The sequence below is a fragment of the Pseudomonas sp. SJZ077 genome, from assembly GCF_007993905.1.
Taxonomy (GTDB): domain Bacteria; phylum Pseudomonadota; class Gammaproteobacteria; order Pseudomonadales; family Pseudomonadaceae; genus Aquipseudomonas; species Aquipseudomonas mandelii.
On record NZ_VIUJ01000030.1, the window covers coordinates 47,885 to 69,004 of the forward strand.

Annotated in this window: 19 protein-coding genes and 1 riboswitch; of the genes, 10 read left to right on the forward strand and 9 right to left on the reverse strand. The window is 60.1% G+C overall.

Features of this window, described 5'->3' with window-relative positions; all coding sequences use genetic code 11:
• Window positions 1-41 precede the first annotated feature (41 nt).
• Entirely contained in the window at window positions 42-1,259 is a 1,218-nt protein-coding gene (locus tag FBY01_RS29520) for an acyltransferase (protein WP_102593655.1), read from the reverse strand.
• Window positions 1,259-2,941 (reverse strand): bifunctional O-antigen ligase/aminoglycoside phosphotransferase family protein, encoded by a 1,683-nt coding sequence (locus tag FBY01_RS29525; protein WP_256664559.1) that lies wholly within the window; start codon window positions 2,939-2,941, stop codon window positions 1,259-1,261. The genes FBY01_RS29520 and FBY01_RS29525 overlap by 1 nt, the downstream gene beginning before the upstream one ends.
• Before the next feature lie 51 nt (window positions 2,942-2,992).
• On the opposite strand from FBY01_RS29525, the gene FBY01_RS32045 reads away from it, so the two are divergent.
• The 3 genes from FBY01_RS32045 to hldE all read left to right on the forward strand — a co-directional run bounded on the left by FBY01_RS32045 (window position 2,993) and on the right by hldE (window position 6,672).
• Entirely contained in the window at window positions 2,993-3,241 is a 249-nt protein-coding gene (locus tag FBY01_RS32045; protein WP_224795494.1) for a hypothetical protein, read from the forward strand.
• A 33-nt stretch (window positions 3,242-3,274) separates the two neighbouring features.
• Complete coding sequence (msbA, locus tag FBY01_RS29530; RefSeq protein ID WP_145310717.1) at window positions 3,275-5,077, forward strand: lipid A export permease/ATP-binding protein MsbA; 1,803 nt, start codon at window positions 3,275-3,277, stop codon at window positions 5,075-5,077.
• Between the two features lie 173 nt (window positions 5,078-5,250).
• Window positions 5,251-6,672 (forward strand): bifunctional D-glycero-beta-D-manno-heptose-7-phosphate kinase/D-glycero-beta-D-manno-heptose 1-phosphate adenylyltransferase HldE, encoded by a 1,422-nt coding sequence (gene hldE / locus FBY01_RS29535; protein ID WP_010464267.1) that lies wholly within the window; start codon window positions 5,251-5,253, stop codon window positions 6,670-6,672.
• A gap of 160 nt (window positions 6,673-6,832) precedes the next feature.
• On the opposite strand, the gene FBY01_RS29540 is transcribed toward hldE, so the two are convergent.
• The 4 genes from FBY01_RS29540 to FBY01_RS29555 all read right to left on the reverse strand — a co-directional run bounded on the left by FBY01_RS29540 (window position 6,833) and on the right by FBY01_RS29555 (window position 10,389).
• Entirely contained in the window at window positions 6,833-7,798 is a 966-nt protein-coding gene (locus FBY01_RS29540) for a metal ABC transporter ATPase (RefSeq protein ID WP_145310719.1), read from the reverse strand.
• A gap of 32 nt (window positions 7,799-7,830) precedes the next feature.
• Window positions 7,831-8,643 carry an aldo/keto reductase gene (locus FBY01_RS29545; protein ID WP_083375189.1) on the reverse strand — a complete coding sequence of 271 codons (813 nt, stop codon included), beginning with the start codon at window positions 8,641-8,643 and terminating at the stop codon, window positions 7,831-7,833.
• Complete coding sequence (locus tag FBY01_RS29550; RefSeq protein WP_145310721.1) at window positions 8,640-9,815, reverse strand: FAD-binding oxidoreductase; 1,176 nt, start codon at window positions 9,813-9,815, stop codon at window positions 8,640-8,642. The genes FBY01_RS29545 and FBY01_RS29550 overlap by 4 nt, the downstream gene beginning before the upstream one ends.
• A 241-nt stretch (window positions 9,816-10,056) precedes the next feature.
• Window positions 10,057-10,389: a multidrug efflux SMR transporter gene (locus FBY01_RS29555; protein ID WP_010464258.1), complete on the reverse strand. Its 333-nt coding sequence runs from the start codon at window positions 10,387-10,389 to the stop codon at window positions 10,057-10,059.
• Between the two features lie 103 nt (window positions 10,390-10,492).
• On the opposite strand from FBY01_RS29555, the gene FBY01_RS29560 reads away from it, so the two are divergent.
• Both FBY01_RS29560 and waaA read left to right on the forward strand, forming a co-directional pair.
• Window positions 10,493-11,413, forward strand: coding sequence for a LysR family transcriptional regulator (locus tag FBY01_RS29560; protein ID WP_102593660.1), 921 nt, complete (start codon window positions 10,493-10,495; stop codon window positions 11,411-11,413).
• A complete protein-coding gene (gene waaA, locus FBY01_RS29565; protein ID WP_010464254.1) occupies window positions 11,406-12,686 on the forward strand; it encodes a lipid IV(A) 3-deoxy-D-manno-octulosonic acid transferase in 1,281 nt (426 codons plus the stop codon). Before FBY01_RS29560 ends, waaA begins: the two co-directional genes overlap by 8 nt.
• Before the next feature lie 147 nt (window positions 12,687-12,833).
• Here the strand turns inward: waaA and FBY01_RS29575 are convergent, their stop codons facing one another.
• Window positions 12,834-14,273 carry a TolC family outer membrane protein gene (locus tag FBY01_RS29575; RefSeq protein ID WP_083375188.1) on the reverse strand — a complete coding sequence of 480 codons (1,440 nt, stop codon included), beginning with the start codon at window positions 14,271-14,273 and terminating at the stop codon, window positions 12,834-12,836.
• Window positions 14,274-14,463: 190 nt separating this feature from the next.
• Window positions 14,464-14,569: riboswitch (TPP riboswitch) on the forward strand.
• 168 nt (window positions 14,570-14,737) lie between these two features.
• Here FBY01_RS29575 and thiC point away from each other — a divergent pair.
• On the forward strand, window positions 14,738-16,627 hold the full coding sequence (thiC, locus tag FBY01_RS29580; RefSeq protein ID WP_010464250.1) for a phosphomethylpyrimidine synthase ThiC: 1,890 nt from the start codon (window positions 14,738-14,740) through the stop codon (window positions 16,625-16,627).
• A 99-nt stretch (window positions 16,628-16,726) separates the two neighbouring features.
• Complete coding sequence (gene cytX / locus FBY01_RS29585; RefSeq protein ID WP_010464248.1) at window positions 16,727-18,019, forward strand: putative hydroxymethylpyrimidine transporter CytX; 1,293 nt, start codon at window positions 16,727-16,729, stop codon at window positions 18,017-18,019.
• Here the strand turns inward: cytX and FBY01_RS29590 are convergent.
• A complete protein-coding gene (locus FBY01_RS29590; protein ID WP_010464245.1) occupies window positions 17,988-18,734 on the reverse strand; it encodes an RsiV family protein in 747 nt (248 codons plus the stop codon). The genes cytX and FBY01_RS29590 overlap by 32 nt on opposite strands.
• 215 nt (window positions 18,735-18,949) lie before the next feature.
• Between FBY01_RS29590 and FBY01_RS29595 the strand changes: the two genes are divergently transcribed.
• From FBY01_RS29595 to cpdA, 3 genes are all read left to right on the forward strand, one after another.
• Window positions 18,950-19,567: an NUDIX domain-containing protein gene (locus FBY01_RS29595; protein ID WP_010464243.1), complete on the forward strand. Its 618-nt coding sequence runs from the start codon at window positions 18,950-18,952 to the stop codon at window positions 19,565-19,567.
• On the forward strand, window positions 19,558-20,010 hold the full coding sequence (locus FBY01_RS29600; RefSeq protein ID WP_008153350.1) for a DUF1249 domain-containing protein: 453 nt from the start codon (window positions 19,558-19,560) through the stop codon (window positions 20,008-20,010). The genes FBY01_RS29595 and FBY01_RS29600 overlap by 10 nt, the downstream gene beginning before the upstream one ends.
• Before the next feature lie 98 nt (window positions 20,011-20,108).
• Complete coding sequence (cpdA, locus tag FBY01_RS29605; protein WP_083375186.1) at window positions 20,109-20,924, forward strand: 3',5'-cyclic-AMP phosphodiesterase; 816 nt, start codon at window positions 20,109-20,111, stop codon at window positions 20,922-20,924.
• Here cpdA and FBY01_RS31685 read toward each other — a convergent pair.
• Window positions 20,894-21,120: hypothetical protein (locus FBY01_RS31685; RefSeq protein WP_218571016.1), on the reverse strand; the 227-nt coding region annotated here is incomplete at its 5' end. The genes cpdA and FBY01_RS31685 overlap by 31 nt on opposite strands.

Below are 21,120 nucleotides of genomic sequence, written 5' to 3' on the forward strand. Positions count from 1 at the left end.
CAGAGGATGCGTTATCAGCTTTGGAAAGGGGGCTGATCGCTTCAGCGAGCGACCTTCTCCGTTAGGCTCTTTTCGGCCTTTTTGCCTTGGCGCAGCCACTGCAAGAGTTTGCGGCCGGCCGACATGCCTGGCTTTTCTATGTACAAGAACGTCAGGCTACTGATGACAATCAGCAGGCACGTGCATACGGCCAGCAGCGACAGATAGGTCCAGGTGTCACGAGCGTCCAGATCCATCACCAGCGGCAGGCGTTGCACCATCACCCAAAGCACGAACCCGTGCAGCAAATAGGTGCTGTAGCTGATTTCCCCGAGCCAGCGGATGCTGCGCGGCTTGAGAGCGCCGAACAGTGTGTTTCCAGAGGCCACGATGACAAAAAACAGGGAAAGCAGCAGCAGTGGCAGCAGGTTGAACGCGCGGTTGAATGCCGTAAAGGCAATCGCCAGCGCCAGCAACGCGATAATCCCCGCCTGTCGCGTCTGACCCCAGGCCATCAAGTGTGGGCGGCGTATCCAGTACGCCGCACCAATGCCGCCCAGGAAACTCGCCAGAAAGTGCTTCTTCAGTGAGTGCTCCCACCCGACCAATTGGTACAGCGCGTAAATGCCGATCAGGCACAGCACCACTTGCAGCCAGCTGCCGCGATAAATGAAGACCATGCCGGCCAATGGCAGCGCCAGATAGAAAAACACCTCGTAGCCCAGGGTCCAGGTGACGTTGGAGATCAGCATGCCGGTTTGGTGGTACTGGTTGACGTCCGGCCGGTCGAACGTCAGCCAGGCCAGTATCTGCCCGGCCAGTCGGATGCCGGGGTCCTTGAGTTCCCAGTTCTGCAGATAGAACACCGTGACAAATACAATCAGCATCAACGGCAGGTACAACGGGTAGAGGCGAAACACCCGAGAGACTGCGAAGGCCAGCCAGTCGTGTTGACGTCCCTGAGTGAGCAATCGGTTCCAGAACAGAAAACCGGTGATCATGAAAAACAGCGCGACGCTTCCCTGGCCCAGCTGCGAGTAGAAGTTGCTTGGCGGAAATTCGATAACGCCGGTGCGCAGGAAGATCCAGGTGATGACCGAATGGTGCACGAACACACCAAACGCCAGATAGCCGCGTAGTCCGTCAATGCTGGCATAGCGGCTTTCGCCGGAATGCTCCAGGTGACGGGTGATTTTCGGAACGGCGCGCAACAACAGGGCGGCGGTCACGATGGCCAGCAGGTAGGCTGCCAGCGCAATGAACGGATTGGTTTCAGTCATCAATGAGTCCGAGCCGGGGAACTCCCGGCCAGCACTTGCCTGTGCAGGTTATCGACAGCGGATTTCGACGCCATCATGGCGTATCCCTGGAGCAGTGCTTCGAAATGGTCTTCGAACAACCAGCGCTTATCCACCGTGTAGCGCTGCATATGGCGCAGATTACGCTGACGCAGGGACAGGCTCAGCGACGAAGGATAGATGCGCATGTCGGCGACATCGATCAGGCCGAACTCGCCATCTTCCAACACCAGCACGTTACCCAGATGCAGCGAGCGGAAATAGACGCCCTGTTCATGCAGTTGCGCCATGAACTTGCCGAACCGCTCCACCAGCGCCTGGCGTACCGCCGGTGCGGTAATGCCTTGCAGCACCTGACGCAACGTATTGCCCGGCAGTGGCGAGTAGTGCACGGCGCTGCTGCCATCGTCGAGCCGATACAGGTCAAGGATTTGCGGGGTGGGAATGCCGAGGTTGCGCAATTGCTCACTGTTGACCGCAAAGCGTTCGGAATAGGGGTTGAAGCTACCCGAGGTGTACCAGCGGCGGCGGCGGAACAGCTTGAGGAAGCTGCCATCGACCAGACGCAGCACTTTGGGGCCCAGACCATCTTCTTCAATCACCTGCGCATTGGCAGTCATCGTATGCATGACGGTCGATTTCAGTGACTTGACCGGCATCGCCAATAAACGTTTGGCGCGCTGGTTAATGCTCAGCGCAGCGATCAGCGCCAACGGAATCCACAGCAGGAACCAGTGTTCCTTCGGTCGGGAAATGATCCCGCCACCTTCGGTCAAACCCGCGCCGATGCCGAATACCAGCCAGGTGGACGCAATGATGAACAGCGGTTGCACGCGATGGCGCCAGCTGCTCAGCAAACCCCAGGCTTGAAAGAACAACCACGGCAGAAGGCCGAGAATGCCGACGTAATAGAGCACGCCCAATACAAAGCTGTGAGGCTCCTGAAAATTCGTACCAACCCCAGGGTCGATGGCCAGGTCCGCGTTATAGCCATGCCCGATCCACGGGTGATCAGCAATTTTGTTCAGGGCCAACTGCCAGATTTCAAAGCGATAGGAGTCGCCGCGTTCGATGATCATCTGCGAGAACAGTACGGTCACCGTTGCCCCACTGATGAGCAGCGCGCCGAGCAAGACCACGGACCTGCGACCCCAACAAATGAAACTCAGCCACAGTGACGCCAACGTCAGTGCAACCAGAGGCGTTCTTGACCCCGTTTCAAGCACCGCAGCGAACATGATGGCCATCGCCGGGATGCTCAGCCAGAGCACTTTCCGGCACTTGCAGGTCATGCTCAAACTCAGCCAGTACGCGCAAAAAAAGCCGAAGATGTGAGAACTGAGCAAAGGATTGTCGAACGCGCCGCCACCTATCAGCCGCAGCCCGGGCTCGTAGACTCGAGCAAAGAGGCATAAGTAGTAAGCCGTGCCGATCAGGGCGACCATCGAGGCGCTGAACAACAGCGGCTGAACGATTTCACTGCGATAACGCACCAGCAAGTAACAGCCTGCAAACAACAACAATGTATGCAGTGGCGGCTTGAACTGACCGATGCTTTTGTTTTCAGGGCCCCAGCACAAACTCACCAGCGCCCAGGCTGCGAACACCAGCACTGCGACGAAGATCGGTTCGCGCAGCAATTCCTTGAATTCACGGGGCCGCAAGCAAAGGGCAATCAGCGCTGGAATGCTGAACAGGCCATAAAAAAGCTTGTGATGCAGACTTCGTCCCGGCAGGAAAAACAGCGCGCACAAAAGCAAAAAGTAGCCGACCGGAAGAATCCAGAGGCAAATGAAATCGAAGACTCGATTGGATACGCTATTGAAACCGCTGAGTTGCATGCTGAGAGATTCAATCCTGAAGTTGATCGGCCATTTTGGAGCGATGGCTATTTGATGCTTAATCTGACGCGTAACAATAACAGCCTTTATGCGATTGCCAGAACCCTGAGGAAGCTGTGCTAAAGTCAGCGTCCTTTTTATCGACATTCGCGTGATATGACCGACTCCAGTCTCTCCGCAAGCCCTTCGAGCTTGAAAATCTACTTCCGCCTGCTCGGCTATGTCCGGCCGTATATCAGCCTGTTTCTGATCAGCATCGTCGGTTTTCTGATTTTCGCTTCGACGCAGCCAATGCTCGGCTACATCCTAAAGTACTTCGTCGACGGCCTGTCCAACCCCGAGGCAGTGCTGTTTCCAACCGTGCCTTACCTGCGAGACCTGCAACTGCTGCAGGCGGTGCCGTTGCTGATCATCCTGATCGCCGCATGGCAGGGGCTGGGATCTTATCTGGGCAACTACTTTCTGGCCAAGGTTTCCCTCGGGCTGGTCCATGATTTACGTGTGCAGTTGTTTAATAACCTGCTGGTTTTGCCCAATCGGTATTTCGACAAGCATAACTCGGGTCATCTGATTTCACGTATCACCTTCAACGTGACGATGGTCACCGGGGCGGCCACAGATGCGATCAAGGTCGTAATCCGAGAAGGCATGACGGTCATCTTCCTGTTCGCCTCGCTGCTGTTCATGAACTGGAAGCTGACGCTGGTGATGGTCGCGATCCTGCCGTTGATCGCCCTGATGGTACGCACCGCGAGCAAGAAATTTCGCAAGCAGAGCAAGAAAATCCAGCTGGCCATGGGCGACGTGACGCACGTGGCTTCGGAAACCATCCAGGGTTATCGCGTGGTGCGCAGCTTCGGCGGCGAAGTCTACGAAGAAAAACGTTTCTACGATGCCAGCCAGGGCAACACCGACAAACAACTGCGCATGACCCGTACCGGTGCCATCTACACGCCGTTGCTGCAACTGGTGATCTACAGCGCCATGGCGGTGCTGATGTTCCTGGTGCTGTACCTGCGCGGCGATGCGTCGGCCGGTGACATGGTCGCCTACATCACCCTGGCCGGCCTGCTTCCCAAGCCGATCCGTCAATTGTCCGAAGTCAGCTCGACCATCCAGAAAGGTGTGGCCGGTGCCGAGAGCATCTTCGAGCAGCTGGACGTCGCGCCGGAAATTGATACCGGCACGGTCGAGCGTGATGCCGTCAGCGGTCGTCTGGACGTGCGCCACTTGAGCTTCACTTACCCGGACACCGATCGCCAGGTACTCGACGACATCAGTTTCTCGGTCGAGCCGGGGCAAATGGTGGCACTGGTCGGGCGTTCGGGCAGCGGCAAGTCGACCCTGGCCAACCTGATTCCGCGTTTCTATCACCACGACAAAGGCGAGATCCTGATCGATGGCGTTGAAGTGGAGCAGTACAAATTGCTGAACCTGCGCAAGCACATCGCCCAGGTGACCCAGCACGTGACCCTGTTCAGCGACACCGTGGCCAACAACATTGCCTATGGCGATCTGGCGGGGGCGCCCCGTGAAGACATCGAAAAAGCGGCAAGAGACGCCTATGCGATGGACTTTATCGCGCAGTTGCCCGAAGGCCTGGACACTCAGGTCGGCGAGAACGGCGTGTTGCTGTCCGGCGGTCAGCGCCAGCGCCTGGCGATTGCCCGTGCGTTGTTGAAGAACGCTCCGTTGCTGATTCTCGACGAAGCCACTTCGGCCCTCGATACCGAGTCCGAGCGGCATATTCAGGCGGCACTGGACCAGGTCATGAAAGGCCGGACCACCCTGGTGATCGCTCACCGCTTGTCGACCATCGAGAAGGCGGACCTGATTCTGGTCATGGACCAGGGCCGGATCGTCGAGCGCGGCACCCATGCCGAACTCCTGGCGCACAATGGCTACTACGCCCGACTGAATGCCATGGGCCTCGACGCCCCGGCGGAAGACATCGCCTGACCCTTGTTCACCGGGCGTGCAATGCGCCCGGTGATTTGTATCAGTTATCAGTATTTCTGCTCAATAATTGATCAGATTTACCTGTCGAATCATCCCGTTGCAGCCGTCGCGCAAGCCAGTGCCAACCCTGTGGTAATATCGCGCCCCTGTTCATTTTGTATGTGGGTTGCTCCATGAAGTTGTCCATGCCGCGATTCGATCAAGCCCCTGTCTTGGTGGTCGGCGATGTCATGCTCGACCGTTACTGGCATGGTGGTACCTCACGGATTTCCCCTGAGGCGCCGGTGCCGGTAGTCAAGGTCGAGCAAATCGAGGACCGCCCCGGCGGTGCCGCCAACGTTGCGTTGAACATTGCCGCCCTCGGCGCACCGGCCTCGCTGGTCGGCGTGACGGGCGACGATGAAGCTGCCGACAGCCTGGCCAATAGCCTCAAGGGCGCTGGCGTGCGGGCGTTGTTCCAGCGCATTGCGCACCAGCCGACCATCGTCAAGCTGCGGGTCATGAGCCGTCACCAGCAATTGCTGCGTATCGACTTCGAAGAACCCTTCGCCACCGACGCCCTGGCGCTGGGCGAGCAGGTCGACGAACTGCTCGAAGGCATCAAGGTGCTGGTGCTGTCCGACTACGGCAAAGGCGCACTGAAAAACCATCAGGTGCTGATCCAGGCCGCCCGTGCCCGTGGCATTCCGGTGCTGGCCGATCCCAAGGGCAAGGACTTCTCGATCTACCGTGGCGCGAGCTTGATCACGCCGAACCTCAGCGAATTCGAAACCATCGTCGGCGGTTGCGCCGATGAGCACGAGCTGGTCAGCAAGGGCGCGCAGTTGATGCACGACCTGGACCTCGGCGCGTTGCTGGTGACCCGTGGCGAGCACGGCATGACCTTGTTGCGCCCGGACCATCCTGCGCTGCACCTGCCGGCTCGAGCGCGTGAAGTGTTCGACGTGACTGGTGCCGGCGACACGGTGATTTCCACGCTGGCGGCCGCGATCGCTGCGGGCGAAGAGCTGCCACACGCGGTGGCCCTGGCCAATCTGGCGGCGGGCATCGTCGTCGGCAAGCTCGGTACGGCGGCGATCAGTGCCCCGGAACTGCGTCGTGCCATCCAGCGCGAAGAAGGTTCCGAGCGCGGTGTGCTGGGCCTTGAGCAGTTGCTGCTGGCGGTCGACGATGCGCGAGCACATAAAGAGAAGATTGTTTTCACCAACGGCTGCTTCGACATCCTGCACGCCGGCCACGTGACCTACCTCGAGCAGGCACGCGCCCAAGGCGATCGTCTGATCGTTGCGGTCAACGACGATGCCTCGGTCAGCCGCCTGAAAGGGCCGGGTCGTCCGATCAATAGCGTCGACCGTCGCATGGCCGTACTGGCCGGTCTGGGCGCCGTGGATTGGGTGATCAGCTTCCCTGAAGGCACCCCTGAAAACCTGCTGCGCGAGGTCAAGCCGGACGTGTTGGTCAAGGGCGGGGATTACGGGATCGACCAGGTGGTCGGCGCGGACATCGTGACCGCTTACGGCGGAACCGTGAAAGTACTGGGGCTGGTGGCAAACAGCTCGACTACCGCAATAGTCGAAAAAATCCGCAATAACTGAAGACGACGCGGTCACTGTGGTGAGGGAGCTTGCTCCCGCTGGGCTGCGAAGCGGCCCCAAAACCATACACCGCGTGATTTCAGGGAATACTCGTTAGCCGGTGCGGCTACTGCGTAGCCGAGCGGGAGCAAGCTCCCTCGCCACACAAGCGCTCTTGTTCCTATCGCACTGCCTTACGCGGCACAATCTTCTTCAGCAATTGCTTCGCCTTCCCGCGTAACCGGGCCAGACCCGAATCCTTCCCCGGCGGGCTCAACCCCTGCTGCCGTACCCAATCCTTCCAGCGAATCCGCTCATCGCGCACCAGCCAGCCTTCCTGCTGGGCAAAACTCTCTGCCAGGTACAGCCCGCGCGTACTCGCCGGGTACAGCTGATCCTTTTTCAAGGTATACAGCTCGGCCATCGGCTGGCCGTCCTGCAGCGGCATCAAATACAAATCGGGGCGCTTGCGATCGAGCCGGGCCACCAACTGATCCCCCTCCAGTCGCTCATCGACATGAAACAGGCTCAGGGACTTGGCTTCCTTGGGTACGTCCAGGCGCAAGTCATAAATCAATTGCAGCGAAGCCGTCGGCAAATGCACGTAAGCCCGCGGACGTTCGATCAACTGCATCTTGGCGCAACGCACAGGCCGCGCGGAGCCGGACAACGGCGTCAGGCGAAAGGGTAATGCCTCGCGATAATGCAGCGCCGAGGAGTAGGGCGCCGGCAGCCAGGTGTCATTGAAGCGTCCACCGAGCCAGCCTTCCGGGGTTTCCAGCAGGCACTCTTCGGCGATCTCCTGGATCGCCGTATGCAGTGGCAGGTTCAGCTCGTGGGCTGGCACGTAACCGGATATTAACTTGAGCACCACATCGCCGCGGTCTTGCCGGCGTTGACGCACCAAGACCCAGTAATCGCGATTCTGCCAATGCAGGGTCAGGCGCACCGAGACCCCAAGGTTGGCCAGTTCCAGCGCGAAGCGCTCAGTGTCGGGCACCGTCACCGGGCGGCGACGTTGCAGGGTCTGGGAGAAATTGAGCGGCATCCCGACGCTCTGATAGCTCAAGCCTTCGGGAGTCGCTTCGACGTACAACGGCAGGGTCTTGAAGTTGCTCGGGTTCTTTCTTATGAGCGTGCGCGGCATGTCGGCTCCTGCTTAAGGCCGCGTGGGCGGCATCAGTTTCTACGTAGGACCTGGGCAACGGTCGCGACGTTGTGGGCGAGGTGCAGCGGATTGATGGTCCCGACAATAGCACTGGCAACACCCGGATGTTCAAACAACAACTCGAAGCTGGCGCGCACCGGGTCCACGCCCGGACTCAGGCAGACGTGACCGCTGGCGAGGGCTTTTTTCACCAGAATGGCTTTGCCGTGAGCAGCAGCATAGTCAATGACCGGCTTCTCGCTCTGTTCGTTCAGATTGTAGGTGACCATGGCGCAATCACCCTGTTCCAGAGCCTTCAAACCCCCTTCGACGGTTTTGCCGGAAAAACCGAAGCCGCGAATCTTGCCTTCGGCCTTGAGCGCGGCGAGGGTCGCGTAGACCTCGCTGTCGTTGAGAATTGCCAGGTCGTTGCCGTCGGAGTGCACCAGCACCAGATCGATAACATCTGTTTCCAGGCGTTGCAGGCTGCGCTCCACTGAACGTCGAGTATGGGCGGCGCTGAAGTCGTGACTCGACTGGCCGTCGGCAAATTCTTCGCCGACCTTGCTGACGATTACCCAGTCCTCACGCTGACCACGTAACAGCGGGCCGAGGCGCTCTTCACTGCAGCCATAAGCCGGGGCGGTGTCGATCAGGTTGATGCCCATATCGCGCGCGAGTTTGAGCAGCATGCGCGCTTCGTCATCGCCGGGAATCTGGAAACCGTTGGGGTATTTCACGCCTTGGTCGCGGCCCAGTTTTACCGTGCCCAGGCCCAGGGGCGAAACCATCAGGCCAGTGCTGCCCAGGGGGCGGTGCAGGTCGTGCAGGGTCTTTATGCTCATGGCAGCAGTTGCTCCCAGGCTGGAACGCAAATCGGTGGTTTTGGCAAGTCGGGCAGCGGCGCTGGATGGCTTGGCTGGATGCCGTCACGCTGCAAGGACGCGATGACCCGGTCGGCGAAGTCCGGCGCCAGTGCCAGTTTGGTCGGCCAACCGACCAGCAGCCGGCCTTCTTCGGCAAGGAAGGCATTGTCCGGGCGCGTCAGTCCCGATTGCAGCGGTTCGGCGCGATCCACACGCAAGGTGGCCCATTGCGCGGTGCTCAGGTCGATCCATGGCAGCAACTGGCCGAGTTCTTTCTGCGCTGTGGCGATTTGCTCGGCGGGTTCACGGGCAACCCCTTCGGCTTCAGCGATATCGCCGCCCATGTACCAGACCCATTGGCCATCGGCGGCAGGATGGGTGGTCACGGTCAGGCGCGGTTTGGTGCCGCCGCCCAGGCAGTGGGCATACAGCGGTTTGAGGCTCGGGCCTTTGGCGATGATCATGTGCAACGGCCGGCGCTGCATGGCGGGCTGGCTCAGCCCCAGGGCGTCGAGCAGCGTCGCGGTGCCGGCACCGGCGCTGAGCACGATGCGCTGGGCGCGGATCTCACGTCCGTCGACCTTCAGGCCCACCAGAACCCCGGCCTCCAGCAACGGTTCGATCCTCTGACCGGCGAGCAGGCCATCACCGGCCAAGTCGGCCAGGCGCTGAATCAGGCTTGGCACGTCGATGACCAGTTCCGCCAATCGGTAAACCTTGCCCTTGAAGCGCTTGTCTTGCAGGGCCGGCGGCAGTTGGTCGCCCTTGACCTGATCGACACGGCCACGCACGGCTTTGCTGGCGAAGAAACTGGTGAGGTTGCCAGCGAGGGTGCCAGGGGACCAGAGGTAATGGGCTTCGGACAGCAGGCGCACGCCGGTCAGATCCAGCTCGCCGTCGCCGGCAAGGGCTTCACGCCAGCGGCGTGGCATGTCGGCGATGGCTTCCGAGGCACCGGTCAGGGCGCCATGCAGCGCGTACTTGGCGCCGCCGTGGATGATGCCCTGGGACTTCACACTCTGCCCGCCGCCGAGGCTGGCGCTTTCCACCAGCACGGTCGAAAAACCCTGGCGGCGCAGGCGCGCATTCAGCCAGAGGCCGGCGACACCAGCGCCGACAATCAGAACGTCGGTGGAAATAACGGATGGCATGCAGCGACCTCAGTGTTCAAGACGAGGGCGCAGTATACAGACTCGAAGATTGGAGGTTTTATTGCTGATCAACAGAGGCTATACGCAGGACCTGTGGCGAGGGAGCTTGCTCCCGTTGGGTCGCGAAGCGGCCCCAAAATCTAACGATGCGGTTATTCAGATAAACCGCATCAGGCTATTTACGACTGCTTCGCAGCCGAGCGGGAGCTAGCTCCCTCGCCACAGGGGATTGGGGTGACAGTCAGTGGCCAGCGGTTTTGGAGAAGAGCTGGATGACGACGACGCCCAATACGATCAACGCCATCCCCAGCATCGCCGGTACATCCAGTTTCTGCCCGTAGATAAAAAGCGCCGCGATGCTGACCATCACGATGCCCAAACCGGCCCACACCGCATAAGCGACGCCCACCGGAACGCTGCGCACCACCAGGGTCAGCATCCAGAAGGCAATGCCGTAACCGACAATCACCAGAATCAGCGGCAGCGGGGTGCTGAAGCCTTTGACGGCTTTCATTGAAACGGTCGCGATCACTTCGGCGCAGATGGCAATGGCCAGGTAGTAGTAAGCGGTCATAGGTGCATCCTCGTGTGAAGTGTTGCTGTCTGAGTTCGGCATTCTAGAGATTCTCCAGATGCGGTAAAGTCATTACCTATCTGTTCTGAAGATGGGTTGACTCATGAGCATGCAATGGAATCTGGAGCAGCTGCGCCTGTTTGTCAGCGTAGCGGAGCAGCGTTCGTTTTCTGCCGTAGCACGGGTTCAGCGCAAGGCGCAGTCGGCGGTCAGCAGTTCGATTGCGCTGCTGGAGGAAGACCTCGGCGTCAGCCTGTTCGACCGCAGCAGCGGCCGGCAGCCGAAACTCACCGAGGCCGGCAATGCCTTGCTGGAGGAGGCGCGGGAAGTCTTGCGTCAGTGCGAGCGCCTGAACGGTCGGGCGCTGGCGATGATGCGCGGACAGGAAGCGCGTTTGCGCGTGGCTCAGGATGAGGCGATGCCCTATCAGCCGATCATCGAAAGCTTTGCAGCCCTGGCCGACAAATTTCCCAGTCTTGAAGTGCAGCTGACCAGTGCCGCTCAAGGTGATGTGGCGCGCAAACTGGTCGAGCGTCGGGCCGATCTGGGACTGTTGTTTTATCACGACCAGATCCCCGAAGCGCTTGAGCGTCGGGTGCTCGGCAGCGTCGAAATGCTCACCGTATGCGGCGTCGGTCATCCATTGGCGAAACAGGCGCAGGTTGATTGTCAGCAACTGGCGCAGCACCGCCAGCTGCTGATGTCCACCCAGTCCAGTGTCTATCCCGGCAGTGAGCCGGCCAGCCCGCAGGTCTGGCGGGCTGACAGCTTCTACGTGATGGCCGAATGGCTGGTGCGCGGCCTCGGCTGGGCCTGGCTGCCACGGCACGTGGTGCAGTACCCGGCGTATCAGGACCTGATGGTCGAACTGGACAGCGAATGGACCCCGCCGGCGCTGGTTGTTGAGCTGGTCTGGCGCCGCGATGAACCCCTCGGCCCGGCGGCTCGTTGGCTGGCAGAACGTTTTGCCGTGCATTTGCGGGCGATCGGCGAAAAAACCGATAAACTCCGCCGCCATGAATAGAACTCTCTACACCGCGCTGTTTTACTTGGGGCTGCCATTGGTAGCGATTCGGCTGTGGCTGCGTTCGCGCAAGGCGCCGGCGTATGCCAAACGCATTGGCGAACGCTTCTCCCTCGGCCTGCCGACGATGAAGCCGGGCGGCATCTGGGTGCACGCGGTGTCCGTGGGCGAGAGCATTGCCGCAGCGCCGATGATTCGCGCCCTGCTGCAACGTTATCCACAGCTGCCGATTACCGTGACCTGCATGACCCCGACCGGTTCGGAGCGCATCCATGCCCTGTTTGCCAACGAGCCGCGCATCCAGCACTGCTATTTGCCTTACGACTTGCCGTGCGCGGCGGCACGGTTTCTCGATCGGGTCCAGCCGAAACTGGCGGTAATCATGGAGACCGAACTCTGGCCGAACCACATCCATCAGTGCGCCAAGCGCGGGATTGCGGTGGCGTTGGCCAATGCGCGATTGTCCGAACGTTCGGCCAAGGGTTATGGCCGCTTCCGGAAACTCACCCAGCCGATGCTCGCCGAGATGAGCCTGTTCGCGGTGCAGACCGAAGCCGAAGCTCAGCGCTTCCTTAACCTGGGTGCGCGTGCGGACACTGTCGAAGTGACCGGCTCGATCAAGTTTGACCTGACCATCGATCCGCAATTGCTTCTGCGCGCCACCGAATTGCGCGCGCAATGGCAGGCGCAGGAACGCCCGGTGTGGATCGCCGCGAGTACTCACGAAGGTGAAGACGAAGTGGTGCTGGCGGCCCATCGTCAGTTGCTGGCCAATCATCCCGATGCGTTGCTGATTCTGGTGCCGCGTCATCCAGAGCGTTTCAACTCAGTGTTCGCCTTGTGCCAGCAGCAGGGATTCGCCACGGTGCGTCGTTCCTCCGGCGAGCCGGTCACGGCTAATACGTCGGTGTTGCTGGGCGACACCATGGGTGAGTTGCTGTTTCTTTATGCCTTGGCGGACAGCGCGTTTGTCGGCGGCAGCCTGGTGCCGAACGGCGGGCATAACCTGCTGGAACCGGCGGCGCTGGCCAAACCGGTGCTGTGCGGCCCGCACCTGTTCAACTTCCTCGAAATCGCCGCACAATTGCGCAGCGCCGGGGCGTTGCAGGAAGTGGAGGATGCCGAAGGCCTGGCGCTGGCGGTACAGCGGCTGTTCGAATTGCCGCGCGATGCGCAGCGAATGGCGGAGGCTGGGTTGAAAGTGATGCGCACCAATCAAGGCGCGTTGCAGCGGCTACTGGATGGGTTGGGGCGGTTGATCGACTTGACTTGATACCTGTGGCGAGGGAGCTTGCTCCCGTTCGGCTGCGAAGCAGTCGTCAGTCCGGCTTTCTCGGTGTGTCAGGAAACTGCGAGTTGCAGGAGTTGGGGCCGCTTCGCAGCCCAGCGGGAGCAAGCTCCCTCGCCACAGAACCGGTTTTTACTGCGTTGGATTTGCCTTCAACTGCGCCGCCGCAGCCTTCGCCAGATCCGGTGGCAGGAAGTCCTTGTCCGGGTTGTAGTCGGCCTTGAGATAACGCGCCAGGTCCTGCAAATCCCCCGGGTTCAACGTGCCGGCAGCCTGCTTCAAACGCAGGTTGTCGAGGATGTAGTCGTAGCGGGTGTTGTTGTAGTTGCGCACCGAGGTGTACAGCTGACGCTGGGCATCCAGCACGTCAACGATATTTCGCGTGCCGACCTGATAACCGATTTCAGTCGCTTCCACCGCACTCTGGTTGGAGATGATCGACTGTTTGCGTGCCTGCACCTGCTCGACGTCGGTGTTCACCGCCCGGTGCAGGTTGCGGGTGCTTTCCACGATTTGCCGGCGCAGGGATTCACGTTGCTGCTCGGACTGGTCCAGTTGCGCATACGATTGGCGCACCTGGGAGTTGATCAGGCCGCCACTGTAGATCGGGATGTTCACCTGCAGGCCCACCGTCGTTTGTTCGACGTTGCCGCCATACGGCTGGCCAAAGGCGTTCGGGTTGCCGAAGCCCAAGGCGTCGTTATCACCTTTTTCGTACTTCGCCACGGCATCGAGGGTCGGTGCATGACCCGCCTTGCGCTGCTTGAGTGTTTCTTCGGCAGCACTGACGGCGTAATTGCTGGCCAGCAAATTAAGGTTCTGCTTCGCCGCGGTATCGACCCAGGCCTTGGCATCATTCGGTGATGGCGGCAGGATCGGCAGTGTGTGGACAATGCCCTGGATCGAGTTGTATTGGCGGTTGGTCAGGGTGATCAACGCTTCGAACGCATCATCCACCTGGCGCTGGGCGAGGATCCGGTTGGCCCGTGCCGTGTCGTAGCTGGCTTGCGACTGCAGCACGTCGGTCTTGTCCGACAGGCCGACATCGAAGCGCTCGTTGGACTGGTCGAGCTGGCGTTTGAACGCGGCTTCCTCGGCCTTGGTCGAGGCCAGGTTGTCCTGGGTGCGCAGCACGTTGAAGTAGCTTTCGGCTGTCTGCAGGATCAGGTTCTGTTCAGTTGCCGAGAGTTGCAACGCGGCCTGTTCGTTGACGTCCTTGGCGGCCTGGAACTGGAACCAGCGATCGGCACGGAACAGCGGTTGTGCCAACGTCGCTTGATAGGAATGAGCGTTACGGTTGGCGGTGGCCGAAGGCTGATCGATCGCGGTGCGCACGTTGGCGAGCTCGGCGCCGCCCGAGAGATTGGGCAGCAGCCCGGCGCGGGCCTGGGGCACCACTTCTTTCTGGGCACCGTATTGGGCACGGGCGGCAGCCAGGTCGGCGTTGTTGTCCACCGCTTCCTGGTAGACGCTGACCAGATCGGTTTTGGTCGATAAGGGCGCTTCTGCTGCCCAGGCCATTCCATTGGACGCACAAGACACGGCAAGGGCCAGTGATAGGTTGCGCAGCATGAGGCCATCCCTAAAATTACGCTGATAATTTGAGCGCCAAGGCTACGGCGCGGCCCATACAGCGTCAAGGCGCAGCATGGCTTGGCGAGTGTAATTGTCGCCAAGCACGGCAACAATCCGGTAATTGCGCCATTCATCATGGTGTTTACCGCGGTGTTGGCGTTCTTTGCCAGTTGTGTCTAGACTGGCCGGGTTCTTGTCGGGGTGCCTTGCTATGAGGCTGAGATCGAATAATTTCGGATCCCGTTGAACCTGATCAGGTTAGCGCCTGCGTAGGGAACAAGATTTCTCGTCACCCGGCGAGTCCTCTTGTGCTTCGTCCGGGATGTTGTTCGACAATCGAACACCCCTCGAGCACTGAGCACAGCACCAACGGCTTCGTTATGGCTGATTGGTCGCGTCCATTCGTTACAGGTTCGCTCCGACAAAATTCCACTGCCTGGATGCTGTCTGGAGAGCCCGTGATGACGATAAAACTAAAAAACACTACGAACCTGAGTGACTCGGCCCAAGTCGATCAACAATCGGTTCAGCCGTTTACCCGCTCGCAAAAAATCTATGTCCAGGGTTCCCGCCCGGACATCCTCGTGCCGATGCGCGAAATCAGCCTCGACGTGACCCCGACCGACTTCGGCGGCGAGATCAACGCGCCTGTCGTTGTGTACGACACCTCGGGCCCGTACACCGACCCCAACGTCATCATCGACGTGCGCAAGGGCCTGGCTGATGTGCGCTCGCCTTGGATTGAATCCCGTGGCGACACCGAGCGCCTGCCCGGCCTAAGCTCGAACTTCGGCCAGGAACGCCTCGCCGACGCCGAACTCACCAAGCTGCGTTTCGCCCACGTCAACAACCCGCGCCGCGCCAAGGCCGGGGCCAACGTCAGCCAGATGCACTACGCCCGCAAAGGCATCATTACCGCCGAGATGGAATACGTCGCCATCCGCGAAAACATGAAGCTCGAAGTGGCTCGCGCCGCCGGGCTGCTGGACCAGCAACACGCCGGTCACAGCTTCGGTGCCAGCGTGCCGAAAATCATCACCCCTGAATTTGTCCGTGACGAGATCGCCCGCGGTCGCGCGATCATTCCGGCCAACATCAACCACACCGAACTGGAACCGATGATCATCGGCCGTAACTTCCTGGTGAAGATCAACGGCAACATCGGCAACAGCGCCTTGGGTTCGTCCATCGAAGAAGAAGTGGCGAAACTGACCTGGGGCATTCGCTGGGGGTCGGACACGGTCATGGACCTGTCCACCGGCAAGCACATTCACGAAACCCGCGAGTGGATCATCCGCAACTCGCCGGTGCCTATCGGTACCGTGCCGATCTATCAAGCGTTGGAAAAAGTCGGCGGCGCCGCCGAAGACCTGACCTGGGAGCTGTTCCGCGACACGCTGATCGAACAGGCCGAGCAGGGCGTCGACTACTTCACCATCCACGCCGGCGTGTTGCTGCGCTACGTGCCGCTGACCGCCAAGCGCGTCACCGGGATCGTTTCCCGTGGCGGCTCGATCATGGCCAAGTGGTGCCTGGCACACCACAAAGAGAACTTCCTCTACACCCATTTCGAAGACATCTGCGAAATCATGAAGGCCTACGACGTCAGCTTCTCGCTGGGTGATGGCCTGCGTCCGGGCTCGATTGCCGACGCCAACGACGCCGCGCAATTCGGTGAGCTGGAAACCCTCGGCGAGCTGACCAAGATTGCCTGGAAGCATGATGTGCAATGCATGATCGAAGGCCCTGGCCACGTGCCAATGCAGTTGATCAAGGAAAACATGGACAAGCAGCTCGAGTGCTGCGACGAGGCGCCGTTCTACACCCTCGGTCCGCTGACCACGGACATCGCACCGGGATACGACCACATCACCTCGGGTATCGGTGCGGCGATGATCGGCTGGTTCGGTTGCGCCATGCTTTGCTACGTGACGCCGAAGGAGCACTTGGGCCTGCCGAACAAGGATGACGTGAAGACCGGGATTATCACCTACAAGATCGCCGCGCATGCCGCCGATCTGGCCAAAGGGCATCCGGGCGCGCAGATCCGCGACAATGCCTTGAGCAAGGCGCGATTCGAATTTCGTTGGGAAGACCAGTTCAACCTGGGCCTTGATCCCGACACCGCTCGTTCCTATCACGATGAGACCTTGCCGAAAGATTCGGCCAAGGTCGCGCATTTCTGCTCCATGTGCGGGCCGAAATTCTGTTCGATGAAGATCACCCAGGAAGTCCGCGAATACGCGGCTAACCAACGGATCGAAACCGTCGACGCCGAAGTCGCCCAGGGATTGGCGGACCAGGCTGAGCGGTTCAAGCAGGAAGGCAGTCAGCTGTACAAGAAAATCTAGCCACGAGCGACAAGCGACAAGCTGCAAGAAGAAGCGGTTTGCTTCTAACTTGTAGCTTGCAGCTTGAAACTTGTCTCTGCTCTTATTGAGATAACACCCTTGAGCATTCAACCCAGCACTTATTCCCCCGACATCGCGGTGCCCATGGACAAACGTGTCTTTGGCGGTCGCGATCTTTTTTCCCTGTGGTTCTCCCTCGGCATCGGCCTGATGGTGCTGCAGACCGGCGCCTTGCTCGCGCCAGGTCTGGGCCTGTCCGGCTCGTTGCTGGCGATCTTCCTCGGCACCCTGGTCGGCGTTCTGCTGCTGGCCGCCGTCGGCGTGATCGGCAGCGACACCGGCCTGTCGTCGATGGCCGCGCTCAAGCTCAGCCTCGGCAAACGTGGCGCGAGCCTGCCGGCCGTGCTGAACCTGCTGCAACTGATCGGTTGGGGTTCGTTCGAAATCATTGTGATGCGCGACGCTGCCAGTTTGCTGGGTGCGCGGGCGTTCAGCGAAGGCAGCCTGCTGTCGAATCCACTGCTCTGGACCGTGTTCTTTGGTGGTTTGGCGACCTTGCTGGCCGTCAGCGGTCCGTTGACGTTCGTGCGACAAATCCTGCGCAAGTGGGGTATCTGGCTGCTGCTGGCCGCGTGCATCTGGCTGACCTGGAACCTGTTCGCCAAGGCCGATCTGACCGCGTTGTGGGCACAGGCCGGTGACGGTTCGATGCCCTTCGCCGTGGGCTTCGACATTGCCATTGCGATGCCGCTGTCGTGGCTGCCGCTGATTGCCGACTACTCACGCTTCGGCAAGCGTGCGAAAAATGTGTTCGGCGGTACAGCGATTGGCTTCTTTATCGGCAACTTCTGGCTGATGAGCCTCGGCGTGGCCTACACCCTGGCGTTCGCGCCGAGCGGTGAAGTGAATGCCTTGTTGCTGGCGCTGGCGGGTGCAGGCCTGGGCATTCCGCTGTTGCTGATCCTGTTGGACGAGTCGGAAAACGCCTTCGCCGACATTCACTCGGCGGCTGTCTCCAGCGGGATTCTGTTGCGCTTGAAAGTCGAGCATCTGGCGTTGGCCATCGGCGTGATTTGCACACTGATCGCGTGCCTGGCGCCACTGGCGCAGTACCAGAACTTCCTGCTGTTGATCGGTTCGGTGTTTGCGCCGCTGTTCGGCGTGGTGCTGGTGGATCACTTCATTCTGCGCAAACGCAGTGCTCAGGTGGCGTCAGCCGCGTTGCGCTGGCCGGCGCTGCTCGCCTGGTTGGGCGGGGTGAGCACCTATCATTTGTTGGCCAATCTGTATCCGGACATCGGCGCAACCCTGCCGTCGTTGATTCTGGCAGGGTTGCTCCAGCTAGTGCTGGGCCGGGCCTTCAGTTACGGCCGGGAAACAGCTCGGGCTTGAGAATACCGTTCAGGCGCGGGTAGGGGATCTTCAGTTCGACGTGGCCCAGCGCGTAAGGCGCGATGGTGCTCACTTCGTACTTGAGGATCACCCCGCCGTAGGTCAGCGCCACATTCTGGGTTTTCTGGAACGGCCACTGCTTCACGAACTCCGGTTCCTGATCGAGCTTGGTGCTGATCAGCCAGCTGTTGTGCGCCACTTGCGCGGCTTTCCAGAACGCCTCTTCCTGACCCGGCACCAACATGTCGGACAAGGTCAGCACTTTATGCTGCTGGCGCGAATAGTTGATGAAGCCGCGGCCTGGTGTGCCATGTGCGCCGCCGGTGTCCAGGTAGCTGGAAAACTCGACGATCACCAAGCCGTCATGCTGCTCACGTACCTTGGCTTGCAGGTAGCTGCTGTTACGCGGGCCAGCGGTGCGCAAAAACTCATCGCGATAGGCCGCCAGCGTCGGTGCCGCAGGGGCTTCGGGCGAGGTGCGGGTCATTTGCAGCAGGCGCTTTTCGACAATACCGTCAAGCTGAGGCTCGGCCGGGAAGCGCAGCGTATCGATGTTCACGAGCGGGCAGTCAGGCGTCGTGCAACCCGGTTTCAGTGTTTCGGTGGCGTCGCGGGTAGTTTCCAGCGGAGCTCGGTAGTTGGGTTGGAACAAACTCTGGCAGGCACCCAGGGTCAGGGCGATTGCGGCCACGGAGGCGATTTTAAAAAGCGACATGGGCGTCCTTCGTAAAACAGGGAAAGGCAAAAAGTTATCCGCTTCGACTCTCAACGAAGCAGTCAGTTCGCCACTAAGCTAATTAGAGTTGGTTTCGCCCTCACCGTCTATCTCGCTGACGGGAAAGGGGCTGCATCAAACGGCGCGGGCGCGTTAGGATGGCGCGAAGTCGAGGTTGGAGCCTCTTCATGGATTTGCAGTAAACGAGGATTGTCATGACTGATTTTGCCAACGCCATTCCGACCGCCGTTGATATCGTTCGGCGCGAAAAGTGCTACGAGGGCTTCTACAAGCTCGATCGTGTGCACTTGCGCCATGAGTTGTTTGCCGGTGGCATGAGTCGCGAGATCAATCGTGAAGTGTTTGTTCGCCATGATGCCGTGTGCGTGTTGCCATACGATCCGCAGCGCGATGAAGTGGTGCTGATCGAGCAGTTTCGCGTGGGCGCCATGGGCAAGACCGACAACCCGTGGCTGATCGAGCTGGTCGCCGGTCTGATCGACAAGGATGAAGTGCCGGAAGAAGTTGCTCACCGCGAGGCGCAGGAGGAAGCTGGGCTTGTGTTCGGGGCGCTCTGGCCGATGACCAAATACTTTCCATCGCCGGGCGGCAGCAACGAATTTGTGCACTTGTACCTGGGGCGTTGCGACAGCACCGGAGTCGGCGGCCTGCATGGGCTGGAGGAAGAAGCAGAAGATATCCGCGTTACGGTCTGGGCGTTCGAAGATGCCTTGCAGGCCGTCCGCGACGGACGTATTGCCAACGCGCCAAGCATCATTGCCTTGCAATGGTTGGCCTTGAACCGCGCTGAAGTGAGGGGGCTATGGTCGTAAACAAGCTGCGCGATCGTTACAGGGTGGACCTCGTGGGGCTGCAAGCCTCCTGCGAGGCCAACTACGCGCGCCTCATGCGACTGCTGCCGGACATGCGCAACGAACCCGAGGCGCGGCGCATTGCCGTGACTCACGGCGACCAGATGCTCGGCGTACTGGCTCTCGAAGTGCTGCAGGTCTGTCCGTACACCACGACCCTGCAAGTGCGCCAGGAACACAGCCTGCCGTGGCTGCCGGTGCCGCAACTGGAAGTGCAGGTCTACCACGATGCGTGCATGGCCGAAGTGGTCAGCGCCGAACATGCACGACGCTTTCGCGGCATCTATCCTTACCCGAATGCCTCAATGCATCAGCCGGATGAAAAGGCCCAGTTGAATATGTTCCTGGGTGAATGGCTGAGCCATTGTCTGGCGTGTGGGCATGAGTACGCCGTTGTGCGCTGAGTGTGAACTGCGTCAGGTTCACAGGTTTCCTCTTTTGATCGTCCCCCAGCATAATTGCGGCACTCATCCAATCCCGTGATTCAGCCTGGGAGAACGCCTTGCCGAGCGTATCCACATTGACCACCGCCGATTCGGCGTTGCTGGTGCAACTGTCCGACAGCCATCTGTTTGCCGAAGCCGACGGGAAGTTGCTGGGCATGAATACCCGGGACAGCCTGCAAAAGGTCATTGAGCTGGTGCGCCTGCAGCAGCCGCAGATTGACCTGATCGTTGCCAGCGGTGATCTGTCTCAGGACGGGACGCTGGAGTCTTATCAGCTGTTTCGCGACCTGACCCGGCAGCTCGATGCGCCGGCGCGCTGGATTCCTGGCAATCATGATGAACCGCGGATCATGGCCGAGGCGGCGGTGCAAAGTGCGTTGCTGGAGCCGGTGGTGGATGTCGGTAACTGGCGGGTGACTCTGCTGGATTCGGCGGTGCCGGGGTCGGTGCCGGGCTATTTGCAGGATGAGCAGTTGCAGTTGCTGGCGCGTTCGTTGAGTGAGGCGCCGGAGCGGCATCATCTGGTCTGCTTTCACCATCATCCGGTGTTGATCGGCTGTTTGTGGATGGAGCCTATCGGCTTGCGTAATCCTGAGGCCTTGTTTGCGGTGCTGGATCGCTTTCCGCAGGTGCGTGCTGTTTTGTGGGGGCATGTGCATCAGGAGGTTGATCAGGTGCGCAAAGGGGTGCGGTTGATTGCTTCGCCTTCGACTTGCATTCAGTTTGAGCCTGGGAGTGATGATTTCAAGGTTGGGGAGCAGGCACCGGGGTATCGCTGGTTGCGGTTGTTGCCGGATGGGCAGATTGAAACGGGTGTTGAGCGGGTCACCGGGTTTGATTTTCAGGTTGATTTCGGGTCGAACGGGTACTGACTTTTCATCTTGGTCTTGGCGGCCTGATAGCCGACCAGGTTCTTGTTTACCGGGTACATATCCGTTTCTGCGGTAACGGCGGCTGGCGGTTTCGCCCTTACGGCCATCCCTTTCAAGGTCTTCGGTAAAATCGCTGAAATTTCATTCAGGGATCCCCAAACGATGTGGGCCGATGTTCTAGCGCGTTTCGAGAAAA